Source organism: Alteromonas sp. ABD4_190 (assembly GCF_056160105.1).
In genome coordinates this window covers 179275-197542 of record NZ_JBSWWN010000001.1, presented here as the reverse complement: position 1 = coordinate 197542, position 18268 = coordinate 179275, and the positions used below count along the sequence as shown (strand labels likewise).

Below are 18268 nucleotides of genomic sequence, written 5' to 3'. Positions count from 1 at the left end.
ATATGCTTAATGAAATCTTTGGAGCGTCGACTCTTGAAGCCATATTACTTACTTTAAAACTGGCGTTTATCACCAGCGGTTTGCTGTTGTTCATTGCATTGCCGCTAGCGTGGTTTTTAGCGAATTGGCGGAGCAAAGCCAAGCCTTTTGTTATGTCGATACTCGCGCTGCCGTTGGTGCTACCCCCAACAGTACTTGGGTTTTATCTGCTTATTGCTTTTTCACCGCAAAGTGCGTTGGGGCAGGGATGGCAAAGCCTAACCGGGAATAATTTAGCATTTAGCTTCGAAGGTTTGGTGCTGGGTTCGGTAATCTACTCGCTTCCTTTTGCTTTACAGCCTTTGTACAGCGGCTTTTCACAATTAGATAATCGTTATTTAGATGTGGCAAAAACCCTGGGGTTTTCGCCCATCGAGGCTTTCATGAAAATAGTGCTACCTTTAAGCAAAGCGCCTATTGTCGTGGCGCTAGGTTTAAGCTTTGCCCATACCATTGGTGAGTTTGGCGTGGTGCTAATGATAGGCGGTAACATTCCAGGGGAAACCCAAGTACTGTCTATAGCGCTCTATGAACAGGTAGAGGCGTTGGAATACGACAGCGCTCATAACCTCTCTATTGCCCTTTTGGTATTTTCATTCCTAATGCTCGCGGCACTGTATCGCTTTAATGGCGTTACTCGTAGTGAAGAAGGCCGCTAACATGAGAATATCAGCGCGTTTACCAAATCGCATTGATGCACAAATCTCACTGCAACCAGAAAGCCGTTTTATCGGAGTTACCGGTCCATCAGGTGCGGGCAAAAGCAGCTTGTTTCGGGCGCTTGCTGGCGTGGAAAAAAGCGCAAAGGTCGAAACACCATGGCCGTCTCAAAAAGTCGGTATCGTGTTTCAGCAGCCTATGTTGTTTCCTCATACCGATGTTCGGGGTAATTTAGCCTTAGCGCAGCGTCACGCTAGCCCTAATGCAATGCCTATCGATGCGTGTTTGCGCGGTTGCTATTGTGAACATTTAATCGATAAGCCGATTCATGCACTATCTGGTGGTGAAGCGCAGAGAGTCGCGATTGCGCGAGCGCTGGTCAATGGGCCAGATGTGCTATTACTCGATGAATCGTTAAGCGCCATTGATGTCTTTACCCGTCGTAAAATTTATCAGTTTTTGAAAAATTTGTGTGTGTCGGGCCAGCTTACCTGCTTTGTGATTTCTCACGACTTAGATGATCTTGCCTTGTTCAGCGATGAGTTGATTTACATCGAGCGCGGCCGCGCTGAGCTCTGTGGCCCAACGCGGGATGTGCTGGCTCGAGTGTTCGAACGAGAGAGCTTTACAACACCCTCTAGCGTGCTTGAGGGAGAGGCGGTAGCCACGCCACACAAAAGAGACAGTAATAACCAGAACCAAAATGCCGGTAACAATCTCAACCCCTACAGCGACAGGCAAGAAGGTCAATACGGCTCAGCAATTTTGACCCATGACAATAGTCAAGCTGTCAACGGAATAGTGCTGATATTAGTAGCGGGGCACGAGATTTATGCAAGTGAGGAATCTGTATCGTATTTCCCCCAACATGGCAGTGAACAGCTATCTGCCCGTTTCGCGGTTAAGGCCTGTGATGTCAGTATCGACACCAACATTACTGATTTTGGTAATGCCAGCACAATTAGCATTTTAAATGCGCTGCCTTGCGTTATATCCAGCATTAACCCTGTATCTACAACGCTAACCACTACCAAAAGCGAACCTCAAATCGTCCAAACGCAGCAAGGCAAAACTCACAGCGCTAAGGTGCTGCTAAAGCTTAACGTTATAAACACCAACCAAACGCTTTATGCCAGTATTAGCCATCTTTCTTTAACGCGCCTTCACCTTGAAACGGGGATGCAGATAATAGCCAGATTTAAATTGCCTTAGAGTAGTTGACGAGTGTTTCACCCACGTTGAGATAGGCATCGAATCGAGCGCAAATAGCACGTATATAAATACGCGCTGATTCGGGAACACTAATGCACTTAGGCGTAATTTCAACAAGGCCATCTTCATGTAGCCCTGCTAAGTCTTCCAATGACTGTGAAAAATACTCATCAAAGATGATGTGATGCTCATCTGAAATCTGCTGTTTGTCTAGGAACAAGTTGCACATCAAGCTTGATATCACGTCTCGGCGAATAAGGTCGTCTTGCGTTAGTGAGAGCCCAACCTTGGCTGAAGGCAAATGGTTGTCTAATCGCTGATAGTACTCTTTTAAATCTTTCGCATTTTGTGCAAAGGCATTACCAATTGTACTGATAGCCGATACGCCGACCCCAATTAAGTCAGTATCGCCTCGTAGTGTATAGCCTTGAAAATTTCGGTGAAGCTCGCCTTTATTTTTGGCAATGGCCAACGCGTCATTGCTTAAGGCAAAATGATCAAGGCCAATCATCTCATATCCCACGCCAGTAAAGCTATTTACCGCAAGGGTATAAAGCGCCGCTTTTTCTTCACTGCTGGGCAGTGTTTCTTCTGCAAACTTTCGCTGCGCCGCAAATCGTTCAGGTAAATGAGCGTAACTAAAAAGTGAGATACGATCGGGCATCATGGCTTTCGTTGCACCTATAGTCGATTTAAACGTTTCTAGGGTTTGGTTCGGCAGTCCATAAATGAGATCTAAGTTTACTGAATCGAAGCCTAGCGTGCGTGCTTCAAACACCAAATTAGCAATATGTGACGTGCTTTGTACTCTGTTAATTATTTTCTGCACATTGTAGTCGGTGTCTTGAAGGCCAAAGCTTATGCGGGTGTAGCCTAAGCTTCTAAGGCACTTTAAATAGGCACTGTCCACGTTTCTAGGGTCTAGTTCAATAGACAGCTCCGCACCTAGTTCAAACGTGAAATGCTTCTTTAAAAGATAAATCAAAAATGTGTGCTGTATTTCGCTCAGAAAACTGGGTGAGCCACCCCCTAAGTGCAGCGAAACCACGCGCTTGCCCTCGGCTAAATAACGCTTAGACAAAATTTCTTTCTCTAGGTAGTCTAAGTAGTCGTCGGCTTTTTCATTGTGGCGAGTGACTAATTTGTTGCACCCGCAGTAATAACAAAGCGTTTTGCAAAAAGGGATATGTACGTACAAACTTACGGCTGGCGCTTTGGAAACAGCTAGTGCTTGTGGGTATATATCTTCTTCTAACGGTTCGAATTTAAGTGCCGTAGGGTACGATGTATAGCGCGGGGCGTGTTGGGCATATTTTTTTACAATAGATGTGTCGTGGCTTTGCTTTACAGCATTGGTGTTCATTTTTTATATACCCTATTGAGGTGGCCTAGCGCCTATTAAGCGAAACATGTTGAGCATATCGTATTGGCTAAGGGAAGAAATTGATCTATTTCAAAGTTTTATTGTTAAACGCCGCAATTGCTCTTTTGCTTCCAATCATTTTCTTACAAGCGTTATGGGTACGAAGAAAAACTACCGTGTTGCCAGAGCCTAGCGGAGACAGGGTGCTTTGTTCAATAAATGAAAAAGAAGCACCGAAAATCAACGTACTAGTCATTGGGGACTCGGCTGCAGCAGGTGTAGGGGCGGCAACGCAAGAAGGGGCGTTAAGTGGGCTGATTTACTCAAACCTTTCACAACACGGTCCAACCCGTGTTTTGTTGCACGCTAAAACAGGCTATAAGAGTGAAGACGTACTTAACCTTTTACAACAATTACCAAAGCAACACTTTTCAACAACGCTCATTTCCATTGGGGTTAATGATGTTACCAAATTTGTTTCGTTAAAACGCTGGCGATACAACATCTCGGCAATCGACTCTCTTTTAAGCCAAAAGTTTGGCTGCCAAAATATTTTGTTTACCGCATTGCCTCCTATACATGCGTTTCCGGCTTTGCCCCAACCTCTGAGAGGTCTACTCGGCTTTAGAGCGCTTTTGCTAAATAAAGTGATGGAAGAACGTATTGCCAACTGCCCGAACTCTGAAGTGCTTCATATTAGTGCACTAAAGCTAGGCGGAAGCGCAAAAGAGGTAAAACAAAGCGGCTTGATGGCAGAGGATGGCTTCCATCCATCTTCCAAAGGCTATGATATTTGGGCGCGGTCAGCGCTAACGCGATTTCGATCATCTTAGCTTTCCGATACGTATATTAATCTTACACAGGGTTGAAGTTTCTTTTTGTAACCTTATCTACAGTGGCTTAAGTCAGTGAACACAAAGAGAACACGGCTAAATGGGTTCTAAAAGGGGAGTTTTTATGCAAAAAGTAACAGTAAATATGGTATCCGACGTAGTGTGTCCATGGTGCATTGTTGGGTATCAGCGATTACAAGAAGCAATAAAAACTCTCGATAATATTGAGGTGGATATCAAGTTTCACCCATTCGAGCTGAACCCTAATATGCCAGAACAAGGGCAAAATCTGCGCGAGCATATAATGGAAAAGTATGGCATTAGCGAACAGCAAAGCGCTGATAACCGAGCTCGCCTTGTTGAAGCGGGCGAGGCGTTGGGGTTTGCGTTCAACTTTACTGACGATTCGCGTATGCAAAACACGTTCAAAGCCCATCAACTTATTCATTTAGCGGCAAAAACGGGCCTTGAAGAAGAGATGAAACTGAGCTTGTTTAAAGCGTATTTCACTGATGGAAAAGATGTAAATGATCAAAAAGTGTTGGTCGAGATTGCTGACGCAATAGGTCTTGATGGGGGAGAAGTTGAAGAGGTACTTCAAAACGGTATATACGCACAAGCAGTGCGCGAAGAGGAAGCGACTTGGATGCAGCGGGGTATTCAAAGCGTACCCACGTTCGTAATAGGCAACCAAGGAATAGCCGGTGCCCAAGAGCCAGCAACTCTTGCCGCATTTATCACCCAAGCAGCAAGACAGCAGTAAACAGGTTTAACGGGGTTTGAGGTAGTTATGAGTAATCATGTGAACCACTTGCTAGCGCAATGGCTTCCGCTAAAAGACAAGCACAAGTGGGTGCTGGGTTTCATTTTTAAAACCGAAGGCTCTTGCTATCGCAAAGCGGGAGCCATGATGTTGTTCAGTGATGCTGGACATCAACTAGGTATTCTAAGCGGAGGTTGCTTAGAAAGTGATATTGTAAAAAAAGCCCAGCGCGTAATGACAGACGGTGTTAGCCGCACTGCTGTTTACGATGATGAAGATGAGGAAGATATCGCTTTTAAGTTGGGCGTAGGCTGCGGAGGCGTTGTGCATTTGGCGCTTGTACCAGTCAACAAAGGCAATAACTACCTGTATCTGGATGAAGTAAGCCAGACTCTATCGAAGGGCCTCGTATGTGAGTGGAATGTTGCGGTAGATGGGTCAGAAGGTGCGTGTAAGGTATTGGAAGACAATGCGGGTTCTCCCAGAAAAGCTGTGTTGGACACCTTCGGCGGAAAGCGCAGCTTATCTGTTTTGATGATGCCGCCCATTCACATACTTGTTGTTGGTGGTGGTTACGATGCTACTTTTATGACGAAGCTTGCCAGTTCGCAAGGTTATTTGGTCAGTCTTTGGGACCCGCGGCCTGCCCAAGCGAGAGTTGAACACTTCCCCGAGGTTAATTATTTAATCGACGACCCGACCACTGAGGGGGTGCGTTTACACCTTAACGAACACAATATTCAAGCGGCGGTGCTCATGTCTCATCACCGCGAGATTGACGCCAAAGCACTTCAGTTGCTCAGTACGCAGTCGCTAATTTATACGGCAATGCTTGGGCCGCTTCATCGCAAGCAAGAAATTATGGATTTAGCTGGGCTTAGCGATACTAACTTTACGCAATACTTTGCCAGCCCCGCTGGATTTGATATTGGTGGAGAACTTCCTGAGCACATTGCTCTGTCTGTGATAGCGCAATGCCACGCAGTATTTCATACGAAGCCTACGCACCTGAAACGTTAAGCACACCCTTTTAATGTTGCATCAATGTTCTTGATGCAACTGTTCCTCAATAGCTCGGCCTTATTTCTCTCCGATAAAGTTGAACGCAACCTAATCTCTCGTTATAGGTTCAACAAAATAACCTTCCTCCCAACGTTTAACAAGGTGGGGCGTTTAAGCGATGCACCGTGATATAAAATCAAGTTACATAGTTTCACATGATGCATACTCATTCAAAATATCAATTAAACTTATAACGTTGTTTTCCTTAGTATGTGATTTGACAAGTTAACATATTAATAACATCAGGCAGCGGTATGACAGACATCTATCTAGTACGCCATGGCCAAGCGTCTTTTGGTAAAGCGAACTATGACAAACTGAGCGAATTGGGTGGGCAGCAAGCCATTTGGCTTGGAGATTATTTTAAACATCGCAATATTCAGTTCGATGCGGTTTTCTCTGGTGATATGGTGCGGCATCATGAAACCAAAGATGGCATTGCCGAAGGTATTTCTACAAACGGATATTCTCTTCCTGAAGTCACAGTTAACAGCGCCTTGAACGAATTCAATTTTCAAGCCGTAGCGAAAGCGTATTTATCACGCAACCCAGACGCGAAAGTGCCAGAGGGCGCATCACCTGCCGAGTATTATCGACTGCTTAAAAAGGCCATGCTAGCGTGGTCGCAAGACGAATTAGCGCATGATCTTCTCGATGAAACATGGAGCGAGTTTGAAGAGCGCGTTTATTCAATGCTTACTCACCTTCAAAACATTGATGCTAAACGGGTACTGGTGGTTAGTTCTGGAGGTGCTATCGCGATGATGCTTAAACACATTCTTGGCTATGATGCCGCCACGGTTATCAATATGAACTTGCAAATACGCAACGCCAGTTTTTCACAATGCTTCGCTAATTCGCGGGGCGTTCACTTAAACAACTTCAACAGCGTACCTCACCTGGATGTGATTGACAGGTTGCACGCCATTACCTACAGCTAAATGGGGCAATTATGAACTTTGAATATAATGAAAAGACCCAAGCACTTTTAGAAAAGCTAAAAGCGTTTATGAAAGAAGAAGTATATCCAATTGAAAAGGAATATATTCACGCCGTAGAAGGTGGTTCTGCGAACAACGGTGAAGGTCGTTGGAAAACGCCAGAAATGATGCAAACGCTTAAGCAACGAGCCAAAGATGCGGGCCTTTGGAACCTGTTTTTGCCAGAAGAGTATAAGCCCTATGGTGCAGGCCTGACAAATGCCGAGTATGCGCCGCTGTGCGAAGAAATGGGCCGAGTGTTGTTTAGTGCTGAGATTTTTAATTGTAGTGCGCCTGATACCGGCAATATGGAAGTGCTCGCTAAATATGGCAATGAAGCGCATAAAAAGCAGTGGCTAGAGCCGTTACTTAACGGTGAAATTCGCTCGGCGTTCGCAATGACTGAGCCTGCGGTAGCTTCGAGTGATGCGACTAACATTGAAACCTCAATTAAGCGCGATGGTGACGAGTACGTTATTAATGGTCGTAAGTGGTATACCAGCGGTGCCATGAACGAAAACTGCAAAATCATGGTGGTGATGGGTAAAACGGATTTCGATGCACCTCGTCACCAGCAACAGTCGCAAATCTTGGTCCCAATGGATACTAAAGGTGTCACTATTGTTCGCCCCATGGCGGCGATGGGTTATTACGATGAGCCGGTGGGTCACGCGGAGGTCTTGTTCGAAGATGTACGTGTTCCAGCTGAGAACTTATTACTAGGTGAAGGTCGTGGTTTCGAAATTGCGCAAGGGCGTTTAGGACCGGGTCGAATTCACCATTGCATGCGCCTTATTGGATGTGCGCAGCGCGCGCTAGATATGGCATGTGAGCGAGTTGAACAGCGCGTAGCATTCGGAAAGCCTTTGTCGAAACAGCAGTCGATTAGGGAAAACATTGCCCAGATGCACTGTGATATTGAGCAAGCTCGCTTACTTACGTTGAAAGCTGCTGACAAGATGGATCGCTATGGCAATAAGATTTCTCGTGATCTTATTGCTGCTATCAAAATTGTAGCGCCAAGTATGGCATGCAAAGTTATCGACCAAGCCATTCAGATGCATGGCGCAGCTGGCACCAGTCAAGACTTCGTGCTATCTGCTATGTACGCCTATGCACGCACAATTAAGTTAGCTGATGGCCCTGATGAAGTTCACATGATGCAGTTAGGCCGTAATTTGATTGCCGAAAAAAACGCATAAAAAGTGCATAAGGAGTGAGTGTGTCAAAAGATAATGCCCCACATGCAATTGATTTAGTGGCGCTAAACAACTATCTATCTACAGCGTGCTCCAGTATTGGGCACGTTGAAAGCGCAGATAAGTTCGCGGGAGGACAGTCGAACCCCACGTTTAAGCTCACCACAGATAACGGCGTGTATGTCTTGCGCCGCCAACCTCCAGGTAAATTACTAAAGTCTGCTCATGCGGTAGACAGAGAGTTTCGCGTTATCAACGCACTACAAGACTCTCAGGTGCCTGTGCCTAAAGCTCATCATTTGTGTGAAGATACCAGTGTTATCGGCAGCATGTTTTACATCATGGCGTTAGTTGAGGGCGAAATATATTGGAATAGCGCATTACCTGAAATAGCGTCTTCTGATACCCGCGGTGCCATGTATGACGAGATGAATCGTGTGTTGGCTGCACTTCACAGTGTTGATATTGAAAGCGCTGGGTTAAGTGATTATGGCAAGCCTGGTAGTTACTTTGAACGTCAGTTAAGCCGTTGGACAAAGCAGTATCGGGCATCTGAACTTGAGCATATTGAAGAAATTGAAAGTCTTATCCACTACCTCGAAGCAAACCTGCCAGAGGATGACGGACAAGTGTCGTTGGTTCATGGTGATTTTCGATTAGACAACATGATGTTTGATATGTCTGATACCGACAAACCGCAAGTGGTAGCTGTATTAGACTGGGAGCTCTCGACCTTGGGACATCCTTATGCCGACCTAGCCTATCAGTGCATGCAGCTACGCCTTCCTTCTGATATTGCACATGCAGCGGGATTAGGCGGGCTTGATAGAAAGCAGTTGGGAATTCCGAGCGAACAAGAATATATCAAGGCTTATTGCGAGCGAAGAGGCATTGATGCCATAAACAACTGGACGTTCTACCTCGCATTTAGTTTTTTCCGTTTAGCCGCTATTTTACAAGGTGTTGTAAAGCGCGCCCACGATGGCAACGCGTCAAGCGAGAAGGCCATGCAATTAGGCGCGATGGTGCGTCCTTTGGCGCAAATTGCAAACCAAACTATACACCAAAGCGAATAAACGCCATATAACGTATTTAATGACCTGCCATGCTATATGAAGTATGCACGTCGAACAAAGCAACTGGAGACAGTATGAAAGCAATTGTATGCGAATCTTTTGGACCACTTGAAGAACTTCAATTTAAAGACGTTGCAGACCCGCAAGTAAAAAAAGGGCATGTAGTCGTAAATGTTGAAGCCGCAGGGGTGAACTTTCCAGACGGACTATTGGTGCAAGGTCTGTATCAAATGCAGCCAGACTTCCCGTTTATTCCTGGCAATGAAGTGGCAGGCACCATATCTGAAGTAGGTGAGGGCGTAAGCCATTTAAAAGAAGGGCAGCGAGTTATCGCGTTGTCTAACTTAGGTGGTTACGCAGAAAAAGCGCTGATCCCTGCCACTCATGTTATGCCGTTACCTGATCCCATCCATGTTAATGAGGGGGCTGCTCTTGTAACTGCGCATGCGACAGCCCATCACGCATTAAAACAACGGGCGAAGCTGCAAGCAGGTGAAACGCTGGTTGTTACTGGTGCGGCAGGCGGTACAGGCCTGGCTGCAGTGCAAATAGGCAAGATTATGGGCGCCAAAGTTATTGCGGTATGCTCAACAGAGGAAAAGTTAGCGCTCGCTAAAGAGTATGGTGCTGATGTTCTAATTAATTACAAAGAGAAAGATTTAAAGGAAACACTTAAAGAAGTGACGGGTGGCAAAGGCGTAGACGTTGTTTACGAATGTGTTGGCGGCGATACCTTCCACGCATGCAGTCGAAGTATGGCTTGGGAAGGGCGTTTGCTTGTAGTTGGCTTTGCAGGCGGTGAGATACCGAAATTCCCAGTTAATTTAGCGCTGGTAAAAGGCTACTCGGTAATGGGCGTATTTTGGGGCTCATTTACTCAGCACGATCCGAAAGGCTTTGCTGAAAACATGCAAGAGCTTTTAACTTGGTATGTGCAAGGTAAGGTTAAAGTGGTCGTAGATGAAGCATTACCCTTAGAACAAGCAACGAAAGCCATGGCCAAAGTAATGAACCGGGAAGTGAAAGGTAAGATGGTGCTTGTGCCCTGATCCTACAGGTCTGGGAAGAAAGTAAGTTAACGAAAAAGCCTGAGCCTTCTGAAGTGTCCCCAGTAATGGAATAGTACAACTACTGGGTGTCACGTCATTCTATGGTTCAGGCTTTTTTTGTGAGTCATTGAATAATGGTTATTCTGGTACTAATTCTACGTTGAATTCTCTGGTCAACACATGACATAAGTCTTTACCAATGCCTATGTTATCTACCTGATAGTCTTGATAACCCTGTTTTTGTACTGTGAGGGTGTAAAAGCCAGGACGTTCTTCTAGCATTGCAATCAAATCGTCTTCTGCGCAATCCGTTTCATCAACTATAACAGTTTGAGAAAACGCTTCTTCTATTGCAGTAGCAGTAACTCCACATGCGCTTGGCATTTGTGTTGTTTGATCGGTTACTGAAAGCAAGAGGCCATCTTCTACCGTAGCTGTACAGGCCACATCATCTGCGGTAATAAGGTTGCTAATTGTTAGGGTATATTCGTCGTCAGCCGTTTGCTCGTTGATATCGACCTTGATTTCGGTTGGGTAGCCGAGTTCTGGGTCATATTTAACCGATAGCGACTCCGCACGGCTTTCTTCTAATGAGATAAGTTGATACAAGCTATCAATGCTTTGTGTATATGCATCATCTAGCGGTAGGGCTATATTGCCTTCAATAATAGTTTGAGAGGTAACCTGACTTCCTTCTACCAGTACTAAGCGAGGAAGTACGGTTTCTTCGGTGCAAAAACATGAAATTTGATATTCAAAATGATAATTGTCGATATTCGCGCTTTCCCACTTTGCGCGGTTGGCGTTAAGGTCGTCGAGTACATCGTTTGAATCGCTACCACCGCAGCCTAACAATAGCGTAGTAGCAGAAATCGTCGCAGCGATACGTAAAATAGTAGTCATAACATTCCTTGTTTTTTATTTTTCATGATTAGCTACGATAATAGAGCTCGCAGCAATTTTGTGACAATTAGAAATAAAAAAGTGGCTTTGCACTTCACGTAATACAAAACCACTCTACAGTTTATCCTAATACAATTGTTGTTAAAGTAAACAGTGTTACTTGGGAACGTTTTGGCGCTGAGTTACTCCATAAGCCACATTCGTGCACTTCTTCCTGGTACATAGAACTTGTGCCACTGAGTTGTAATATATTGAACATCGTTACTTAACGTATCGCGGTAATTTCTATACCACCATAAATTGTCCGTAGATGTATCTACCCATATATCTTGGCCGTCCGCGCATTTATTAATACCCACGACACCTTGGTGGTCACGCTTGAAGAAAATAACGCAGTCATTATGACTTACCACTTGCATGCCACTGCCCTGAACTCCGTTATGGAATTTAACCATACCCTTGATGTCATTACGCTTATACAAATCTACCCAGCGATTATCACCACTTTCATTGTTATCTGAGTACAGTAGTGGAACACCACCGTCACGCCCTAGTACATAGGCATTTGCCAAATGTTCGTCGGTTGGGTCAAGTAACTGGTAGCGGAAGCCGTCGTTGAGCGGAATGTCGTGGGTAATACTAAATGTAATAGCCTTGTCGCCTGATAAAGCCTGACCATACGCGCCTGGGTCAACTAAGGCATTCATCGAACCACCGAAGCTAAACACACTTCGTATTTGCGCGAAAAGCGGGAAATCGTAGGCCGAGTGACCTGTTGCTGATAAATAAGGTGCAAGGAAGTTATCATACTCACTAGAGCCTGCACCGCCCGTGGTAATTATTTCTCCGAAAACATGCACGCCGTTTTTGATATTGCTGTCGAACACCGCGTTGATATGATAGTTGGTCATGTGCTTTGCAGCATCAACGCGAAAACCGGTTACACCCATGTCTTTTAACGCCTGAAGATACGCTTTTTGCTGGGCTACTACCCAATTATTGGGGTCTAGGTCGGGCAAACCAGGATCTGGCGCGGCGCCGCATAATCTATTGTACTGAACATCGCCTACGTCGCTGTAGTTACTAATGCACTTAGGGCCACCTTGATCATACGTACCGTGGAAGTCACCACCGCAAAAAAGGCCGCTACTTACATCACCAAATAAAGTGATGCCATTGTAGTATCCCTGATTTGAAGAGTACTGCTGTAGTATTTCACTTCCGGGGTAGTTTAAGTCTGAACGTTTCCATGCTTCGTTCGCCATATGATTAAAGACAATATCCGCATAGGTCTCTACACCTTTGGCATTTAATGCATTAACCATCGCTTGAAAGTCAGCAGTGTCACCAAGTGGGTTATCAATAACTCGATAGTCCTGTGGTTGATATCGCGCCCACCACTGATCACCTGTCGATTTATAAGCAGGCGAAACAAGTACTTTGGTGTAACCAAGATCCGCAATTTCCTGGGCTTTTGCGGCTACGTCGTCGTAGGTCCAGTTAAATGCGTGTAGTATAACGTCGGCATAGCTTTGATAACTTAATGTACTCAGTGCTGCGCCTATTAGAACGCCTGCCGCATGTTTCTTCATCTTCATAGTGTGTCCTATTTTATGTGGGAGCGAGATAAAAGATGAAAGTAATGCTTACATTTTGTTTACAAATAATAAACATTATGCATACGTATTCAATTCACCTTTAATTTTAAATTAAAGGAAAGGTGAACAATCAAGATGCGCAGGGAAGGGAGTACAGTTAGTTATTGCAATTGGGTTAGCGGCTCTTAGTTGCGCAGCACTGTTTGAATTTTTTGTTGCTACCGCATACACAAGGTAGGTTTCTCCCGTATTTAATTTTGCCGCAGTCGTCGTGTAATACGCCGTCGTGATAACGCCACTTACCGTCTTCAACACTAAAATTCGACGTTTCGTGAAGCTGATACATGCTTTTATTTTCAAAATAGTAAGCAGTGAATTCAACAATGGCGTTATTGGGTTTGGTGATGGGTTTGGAGATGGGCTTTAAATTAGGCTTAGAGATTGCCTCGGCGTTGGTTTGCGCTTCGACTTTAGCGTCAGCATGTACAGTACTGTCTATCGAACTATCTTCAGTACTACTGACCGAGTTACCTACCAAGCTATCTACGGAGCTAGCCGCTAGAGTGGGGTGTACTTTAAGTGCGAACCATGTCGCACCTTGTGCGCTTTGCGCCAAATCCTCTACAGAAAGACCCTGCTGCTTTTCTTTGGTGTAGGTTTCAAGAATATATTGATAATGCGCTATAGCGTAGGCTGAAAAACGGGAGCGCATAAGTTGCTCTGCAGAACCAGGGTGTTTATCACCCTTAATAAAAGGCTCGCAGCATTCGTCGAAGGATTTTGATGAGCAACAGTAGCAGCGCATAAGACAACTCGCAGTTTAAGAGTAAAACAAAGCGCCACAGTATAAGTATAAGTTGCGTGAGCCCCAACTTTTTTAGACGTAAATATTGCCGATATTCAAAGATTCCTTGGCGGGCCATGCCAAAGGGTACATGTCAGAGATTCCACGGCAAAGAGCTGTATGAAATAAATATTTAGGTTTTGATTACGCATCGCTACTCAGGCAAACGTAAGATGGGGCAAACGCAAGATGTAAGCATAAACAGGCTTTGTATTACCAAGGGCCTAATGCTACGTTTTGTTCGTCATTAAGGCTGTTAACACGTACATTCACCAGGCTGACAGAGTAAAGCTCACATAGCTTTCTGATCATCTCACTATCTGTTGGCTGCAAATCCAAATCAATGTTTTCTACATACAGTGTTTTACATTGGCCACCTGTAATCAGCTTACTGATCCATTCGGGCATTTTTTCTTTTTCGGGTTTTTGAATACGGATAGCGTGATCTACAGATTTAGAAAACGACACCGTATTTGAAAGCAGATAATTCCAACCTTTGTCGTTACTTCCTTTTCCATTACCTTGTTTTTCGCCTGGAAACCCTTCTATCGGCAAAGGTAGTTGAACAACATTTGAAACCGAAGCGCGCAAAGCATTGAATCGTGAAACTGGAGATGTGTTCATTGTAAAACCCCTTGTGTATTTGCCCTCAAGCTTATGAAGAAGACTTAAGAAATACCGTTGTTTATAAATGCTGTTCGCATATACAGTGTGTATGTGTATACAGTATTAATAAAAGAGCGTTTTGGCAAGTATTTAGTTGTATTTTTTTCACACAAATTGGTGGTTTTTCAGTAACTATCTAAAAGATAATGTTTTTTTCGTTGTGCCATACTCTTAAGGAAGTATTCAGACGCGTGTTGAGGTAACATGCGCGCGAATATTACATAGAAAACTACTGTATAGAATTGGAGGAGAATTGAGCGCATTAATACATTTAGGCTACTTGGGGATGTTCTTATCGGCATTTTTGGCTGCCACTATATTGCCTTTTAGTTCTGAAATTGTGCTTAGTGCTTTATACAGTAGTGGGTTGAACTGGGTGTTGTTGCTTGTTGTTGCTTCGTTAGGAAATGTACTCGGCTCGGTGGTTAATTATATATTGGGCTTCAAGTTCGGAAAAGAAATTGCGACCGATAAGTTAAAAGTGAGCGAAGCGGCGTTTAACCGTGCAAGCTACACCTTTACAAAGTGGGGGAAGTGGAGCTTGTTTTTATGCTGGGTACCTATTATTGGCGACCCTATTACTTTAGTAGCAGGTGTACTTAGAAGCCCGTTTTGGTTTTTTATTATCGCGGTAACGCTTAGTAAAACAGCGCGTTATGCTGCGCTGCTTTACGTGCTTGTTTAAAAGGTTTTCGACTTTAGTTTTCTCACACCACTGCGTTTTTGTCTCTCGACTTCTTTTGACTTTTCTTTTGGTGCTTCACATACCACTGCTTCATTCTTGGGCTCATTAATATCAGTCCAATCATCCAATACCAAACGGGCTCTTGCCAAAACGTCTTCTGCGACCAGCTGAAATGAAGTAGTGCAAGGGGCAGGATCAGGTAAATGCTGTTATGAAGCTTCTGCCACTTTTTTCCCATGTTGCGCTGGATACGCTTAAACGAGGTAGCAGTGAGAGCAAAAAGAAGAAGTAACGCTGCCATGCCAACAATGATATAAGGCCTGCTTACTATCTCGCTAGCCACTAGTGCAATATCAAGCTGGAGTTCAAACACAATGTAAGTGAACAGGTGTGCAAAGGCGTACACAAAGGTGTATACGCCAATCATACGTCTGAATTGCATCGGTTCTGGGCTTGGTAGCCATTTAGCAAGTGGGCTAAGAGTAAGCGTTAGTAAAAGAAAGTGAATTGCCCAGGTTCCAGTCTCGTTGATGAGCGTGTTTACAGGGTCTGGACCAAGCTGATCTGTTACCCCTGCAAAAAACAACCAGACGATATAGCCCAATGCGAAAAGGTGAATAAGACCTTTTAGGCTGCGGCGCTGCCATACAGAGAGTCGAAATGTTTTTTTTCTTAACGGCATTAAATGAACAACTTAATAATAATGTTTAAAAACTCTAGTTAAGTGATATTGATATGAATGACTAGCTATTTGGTTGTGGCCTCATAAAGTTACAACTAGTAATAACGGGATAAGTCCATATCTTTGTATAGCGGCGCGACTTCGCTGTAACCGTTGAACATTTGGGTGTCGATGCGATTTCTGGCGAGTAGCCCACCTGTGGTTATTCTACGCTCGCTGGCTTGACTCCACCTTGGGTGCGACACGTTTGGATTCACATTGGCGTAAAAGCCATACTCGTTGGCGGCCAGTCGATTCCATGTGGTAGGCGGCTTCTTGTCGGTAAGGCGAATTTTCACAATAGACTTAATGCTCTTGAAACCATACTTCCACGGTACAACAAGCCTGATAGGCGCACCGTTTTGAGGTGGCAAGGTCTTCCCGTAAAGACCAACCGACATGAGCGTTAACGGGTGCATGGCTTCATCAAGACGCAACCCCTCTACGTAAGGGTAATCAATACCACCACCGGTAAAGCGGCTTCGTTGACCGGGCATTTGCTCAGGATCGTATAGGGTTTCAAACGCCACATACTTGGCTGACATTAATGGCTCGGCTTGTTTTAACAACGCCCCCAACTCAAACCCAATCCAAGGTACCACCATCGACCATGCTTCAACGCAGCGCAAACGGTAAATGCGCTCCTCTAATGGAAAGCGTTTTGTTAAGGCATCGTGATCAAGCTCAATGGGGTTTTTCACCATGCCATCAATTTTTAACGTCCACGGTTTGGTTTGAAATTCAGTCGCATTTTGGGCAGGTGCGTCTTTAGAGGTACCAAACTCGTAAAAATTATTGTAGCTGGTTACTTTATCTTCAGGCGTACGGGTTTCCGCTATTTGAAATTTAGGTGGTTGGCTAAACTCAAGCGCTTTCCCTTTAAACGCAGCTTTTTCTTCCTCATCTTCCCAAAACCAACCGGCAGCCCCCGCTGACTTTGCTAACAGTGTGGACGCGCCCACAAAGCCCATAGATTTGAGCAATGAACGGCGACTTTTGTAAACGTCTTCATTGGTTACGTCGTTATCAGTTAATTTTACTGAGGGTTTAAATGGTTTTGGCATAACGTTACCTAAATTATGATAAGACTATGAGAAATGGTCGTCACTTCACCCAGTACATTTAGCTACGTTAATGTAACGAGTAAGTTCAACATAATAAAAAAGACCGAGAGTACGGTCTTTTCATTTCAATTAATTTTGGGCAAATTAAACAATCTACATGTGCAAACTATCTTGAATGCCGCCTTGTTTTGGTGAAAAGATATTGCTGTATAAGCGAGAGGCGAATTCGTCTGTCATGCCAGATATATAGTCCGCGAGGACGCGCATACCATTGTCTTTCTCACAGGCCTTACGCCAGCGCTCTTGGGTGTTTTCAGGTAGAAGGCGGTCGGGATCCGATGCAAAAGCTTCAAAAAGTTCCATAACTACCAGCTGTCCCTTGTATTCTAATAGCTGCACATCGGGACGGCGTATTACTTTGTTAAACACGAAACGTTTAAATAGCTCCAAGGCTTCTGCAAATTTTTCCGGCATCATGGCGTTGAACGCCAGTAACGGATGAGCAAAACCCTCAACGCCTTTTATTTCAATAGCTGTGATAAAGCTATTAACCAGCGCACCTATGGCATTTTTCCTTTCGTGATGTGCAGCGCTAAATAGTTTGTTGGTTAACACTTCTATATTATCTGACAGCCAGGGTACATCCAGCGCTTTAAGCGGGGTGGTTACATCCTCGACAAAATGATGCTTGTCGACCATATCCATCACAATGGCATCTTCTAAGTCGTGAATGCCATAGGCGATATCGTCAGACAGCTCCATAATTGAACAGTCGAACGATTTAAATTGCGTTTTGCTGTGGGTATTCGGTTTTGCAGCAAACTGCATAAACGCATCTTTATCTTCATTGCTAAATGGCGCAAGTAGCCAGTCGAATAGGGGCTCGTCGCAGCGAAACAGACCTTTTGGTGGATGCCAGTCGTGGGCCTTAACCTGACGAAGTGAAGCCGGGCGTTCGGGCGTAGGTCCTTTACTATGAAGGGCATCGATAAAGTTCGGATATTTAACCAAGCCTAACACGCTTCTTCTGCATAAATTCATGCCGTGTTCGGCGGTATAGGGCTCTAGCTGAGTGATGATCCTAAAGGTTTGTCCGTTTCCTTCAAACCCGCCGTATTGGTGCATCATGTAATTAAGCGCAATTTCACCACCATGGCCAAAAGGTGGATGACCAATATCGTGAGCCAAGCAGAGGGTTTCGATTAACGTAGGATCAAGAGCCAAAGTAGTGGCGATATCTGGAAATTTCACCCACAGCTGGGCGGTAATACCGGTGCCAATTTGGGCGGCTTCTAGAGAGTGGGTAAGTCGAGTGCGATAGAAGTCGCTCAGCCCCACACCCAGCACTTGGGTTTTTGCCTGCAATCTGCGAAACGCGGCGCTGTGAAGAACGCGCGCTTTATCACGTTGATACGGATTGCGATGATCGCCGTCTCTTGTTTCGCTACGGGGTAAACGACGCTCGTGTAATGCTAATTCCCAATCGCTTGTTGCCAAAAAAAACCTCGCTGCCTTGCTGTGTATGCTACTTCTATTCGTCAGTGTAGTAAT

General features: G+C 44.8%; 18 protein-coding genes. 10 read left to right on the top strand and 8 right to left on the bottom strand.

The genetic code is table 11. The annotated features are described in order from the left end of the window. The first annotated feature begins 2 nt into the window (after positions 1-2). Positions 3-698 carry a molybdate ABC transporter permease subunit gene (modB, locus tag ACXAFM_RS00970; RefSeq protein WP_474832807.1) on the top strand — a complete coding sequence of 232 codons (696 nt, stop codon included), beginning with the start codon at positions 3-5 and terminating at the stop codon, positions 696-698. A gap of 1 nt (position 699) precedes the next feature. Next, positions 700-1911: an ATP-binding cassette domain-containing protein gene (locus ACXAFM_RS00965; protein WP_474832804.1), complete on the top strand. Its 1212-nt coding sequence runs from the start codon at positions 700-702 to the stop codon at positions 1909-1911. On the opposite strand, the gene hemN is transcribed toward ACXAFM_RS00965, so the two are convergent. Then, positions 1898-3274: an oxygen-independent coproporphyrinogen III oxidase gene (gene hemN / locus ACXAFM_RS00960; RefSeq protein WP_474832802.1), complete on the bottom strand. Its 1377-nt coding sequence runs from the start codon at positions 3272-3274 to the stop codon at positions 1898-1900. The two genes, ACXAFM_RS00965 and hemN, sit on opposite strands and share 14 nt — an antisense overlap. Before the next feature lie 80 nt (positions 3275-3354). Between hemN and ACXAFM_RS00955 the strand changes: the two genes are divergently transcribed. The 7 genes from ACXAFM_RS00955 to ACXAFM_RS00925 all read left to right on the top strand — a co-directional run bounded on the left by ACXAFM_RS00955 (position 3355) and on the right by ACXAFM_RS00925 (position 10236). Further along, positions 3355-4107 carry an SGNH/GDSL hydrolase family protein gene (locus ACXAFM_RS00955; RefSeq protein WP_474832799.1) on the top strand — a complete coding sequence of 251 codons (753 nt, stop codon included), beginning with the start codon at positions 3355-3357 and terminating at the stop codon, positions 4105-4107. A 124-nt stretch (positions 4108-4231) separates the two neighbouring features. Further along, complete coding sequence (locus ACXAFM_RS00950) at positions 4232-4870, top strand: DsbA family oxidoreductase (RefSeq protein WP_474832796.1); 639 nt, start codon at positions 4232-4234, stop codon at positions 4868-4870. 27 nt (positions 4871-4897) lie between these two features. Then, a complete protein-coding gene (locus ACXAFM_RS00945; protein ID WP_474832793.1) occupies positions 4898-5890 on the top strand; it encodes an XdhC family protein in 993 nt (330 codons plus the stop codon). A gap of 296 nt (positions 5891-6186) precedes the next feature. Next, a complete protein-coding gene (locus ACXAFM_RS00940) occupies positions 6187-6873 on the top strand; it encodes a histidine phosphatase family protein (RefSeq protein WP_474832790.1) in 687 nt (228 codons plus the stop codon). Between the two features lie 11 nt (positions 6874-6884). Continuing rightward, positions 6885-8114 (top strand): acyl-CoA dehydrogenase family protein, encoded by a 1230-nt coding sequence (locus ACXAFM_RS00935; RefSeq protein WP_105930104.1) that lies wholly within the window; start codon positions 6885-6887, stop codon positions 8112-8114. Between the two features lie 20 nt (positions 8115-8134). Continuing rightward, positions 8135-9187: a phosphotransferase family protein gene (locus ACXAFM_RS00930; protein WP_474832786.1), complete on the top strand. Its 1053-nt coding sequence runs from the start codon at positions 8135-8137 to the stop codon at positions 9185-9187. 74 nt (positions 9188-9261) lie between these two features. Beyond that, the gene (locus ACXAFM_RS00925; protein ID WP_474832783.1) at positions 9262-10236 is read left to right on the top strand and encodes an NADPH:quinone oxidoreductase family protein; all 975 of its coding nucleotides are present in this window, start codon (positions 9262-9264) and stop codon (positions 10234-10236) included. A gap of 138 nt (positions 10237-10374) precedes the next feature. Here the strand turns inward: ACXAFM_RS00925 and ACXAFM_RS00920 are convergent, their stop codons facing one another. From ACXAFM_RS00920 to ACXAFM_RS00905, 4 genes are all read right to left on the bottom strand, one after another. Further along, positions 10375-11139 (bottom strand): DUF6174 domain-containing protein, encoded by a 765-nt coding sequence (locus ACXAFM_RS00920; RefSeq protein WP_474832780.1) that lies wholly within the window; start codon positions 11137-11139, stop codon positions 10375-10377. Between the two features lie 182 nt (positions 11140-11321). Further along, positions 11322-12737, bottom strand: a complete 1416-nt coding sequence (locus tag ACXAFM_RS00915; RefSeq protein WP_474832777.1) for an alpha-amylase family protein — start codon at positions 12735-12737, stop codon at positions 11322-11324. A 175-nt stretch (positions 12738-12912) separates the two neighbouring features. Continuing rightward, entirely contained in the window at positions 12913-13542 is a 630-nt protein-coding gene (locus tag ACXAFM_RS00910; RefSeq protein ID WP_474832775.1) for a YchJ family protein, read from the bottom strand. Between the two features lie 252 nt (positions 13543-13794). Then, positions 13795-14205 carry a deoxyguanosinetriphosphate triphosphohydrolase gene (locus ACXAFM_RS00905; RefSeq protein ID WP_474832773.1) on the bottom strand — a complete coding sequence of 137 codons (411 nt, stop codon included), beginning with the start codon at positions 14203-14205 and terminating at the stop codon, positions 13795-13797. 328 nt (positions 14206-14533) lie between these two features. Here ACXAFM_RS00905 and ACXAFM_RS00900 point away from each other — a divergent pair, with 328 nt between their 5' ends. Continuing rightward, positions 14534-14932, top strand: coding sequence for a YqaA family protein (locus ACXAFM_RS00900; RefSeq protein ID WP_474835540.1), 399 nt, complete (start codon positions 14534-14536; stop codon positions 14930-14932). Positions 14933-14954: 22 nt separating this feature from the next. Here the strand turns inward: ACXAFM_RS00900 and ACXAFM_RS00895 are convergent, their stop codons facing one another. The 3 genes from ACXAFM_RS00895 to ACXAFM_RS00885 all read right to left on the bottom strand — a co-directional run bounded on the left by ACXAFM_RS00895 (position 14955) and on the right by ACXAFM_RS00885 (position 18214). Then, positions 14955-15614, bottom strand: a complete 660-nt coding sequence (locus ACXAFM_RS00895; RefSeq protein ID WP_474832771.1) for a protein-methionine-sulfoxide reductase heme-binding subunit MsrQ — start codon at positions 15612-15614, stop codon at positions 14955-14957. Between the two features lie 95 nt (positions 15615-15709). Beyond that, on the bottom strand, positions 15710-16717 hold the full coding sequence (gene msrP, locus ACXAFM_RS00890; RefSeq protein ID WP_474832769.1) for a protein-methionine-sulfoxide reductase catalytic subunit MsrP: 1008 nt from the start codon (positions 16715-16717) through the stop codon (positions 15710-15712). A 153-nt stretch (positions 16718-16870) separates the two neighbouring features. Beyond that, positions 16871-18214 (bottom strand): anti-phage deoxyguanosine triphosphatase, encoded by a 1344-nt coding sequence (locus ACXAFM_RS00885; RefSeq protein ID WP_474826064.1) that lies wholly within the window; start codon positions 18212-18214, stop codon positions 16871-16873. Positions 18215-18268: the final 54 nt, after the last annotated feature.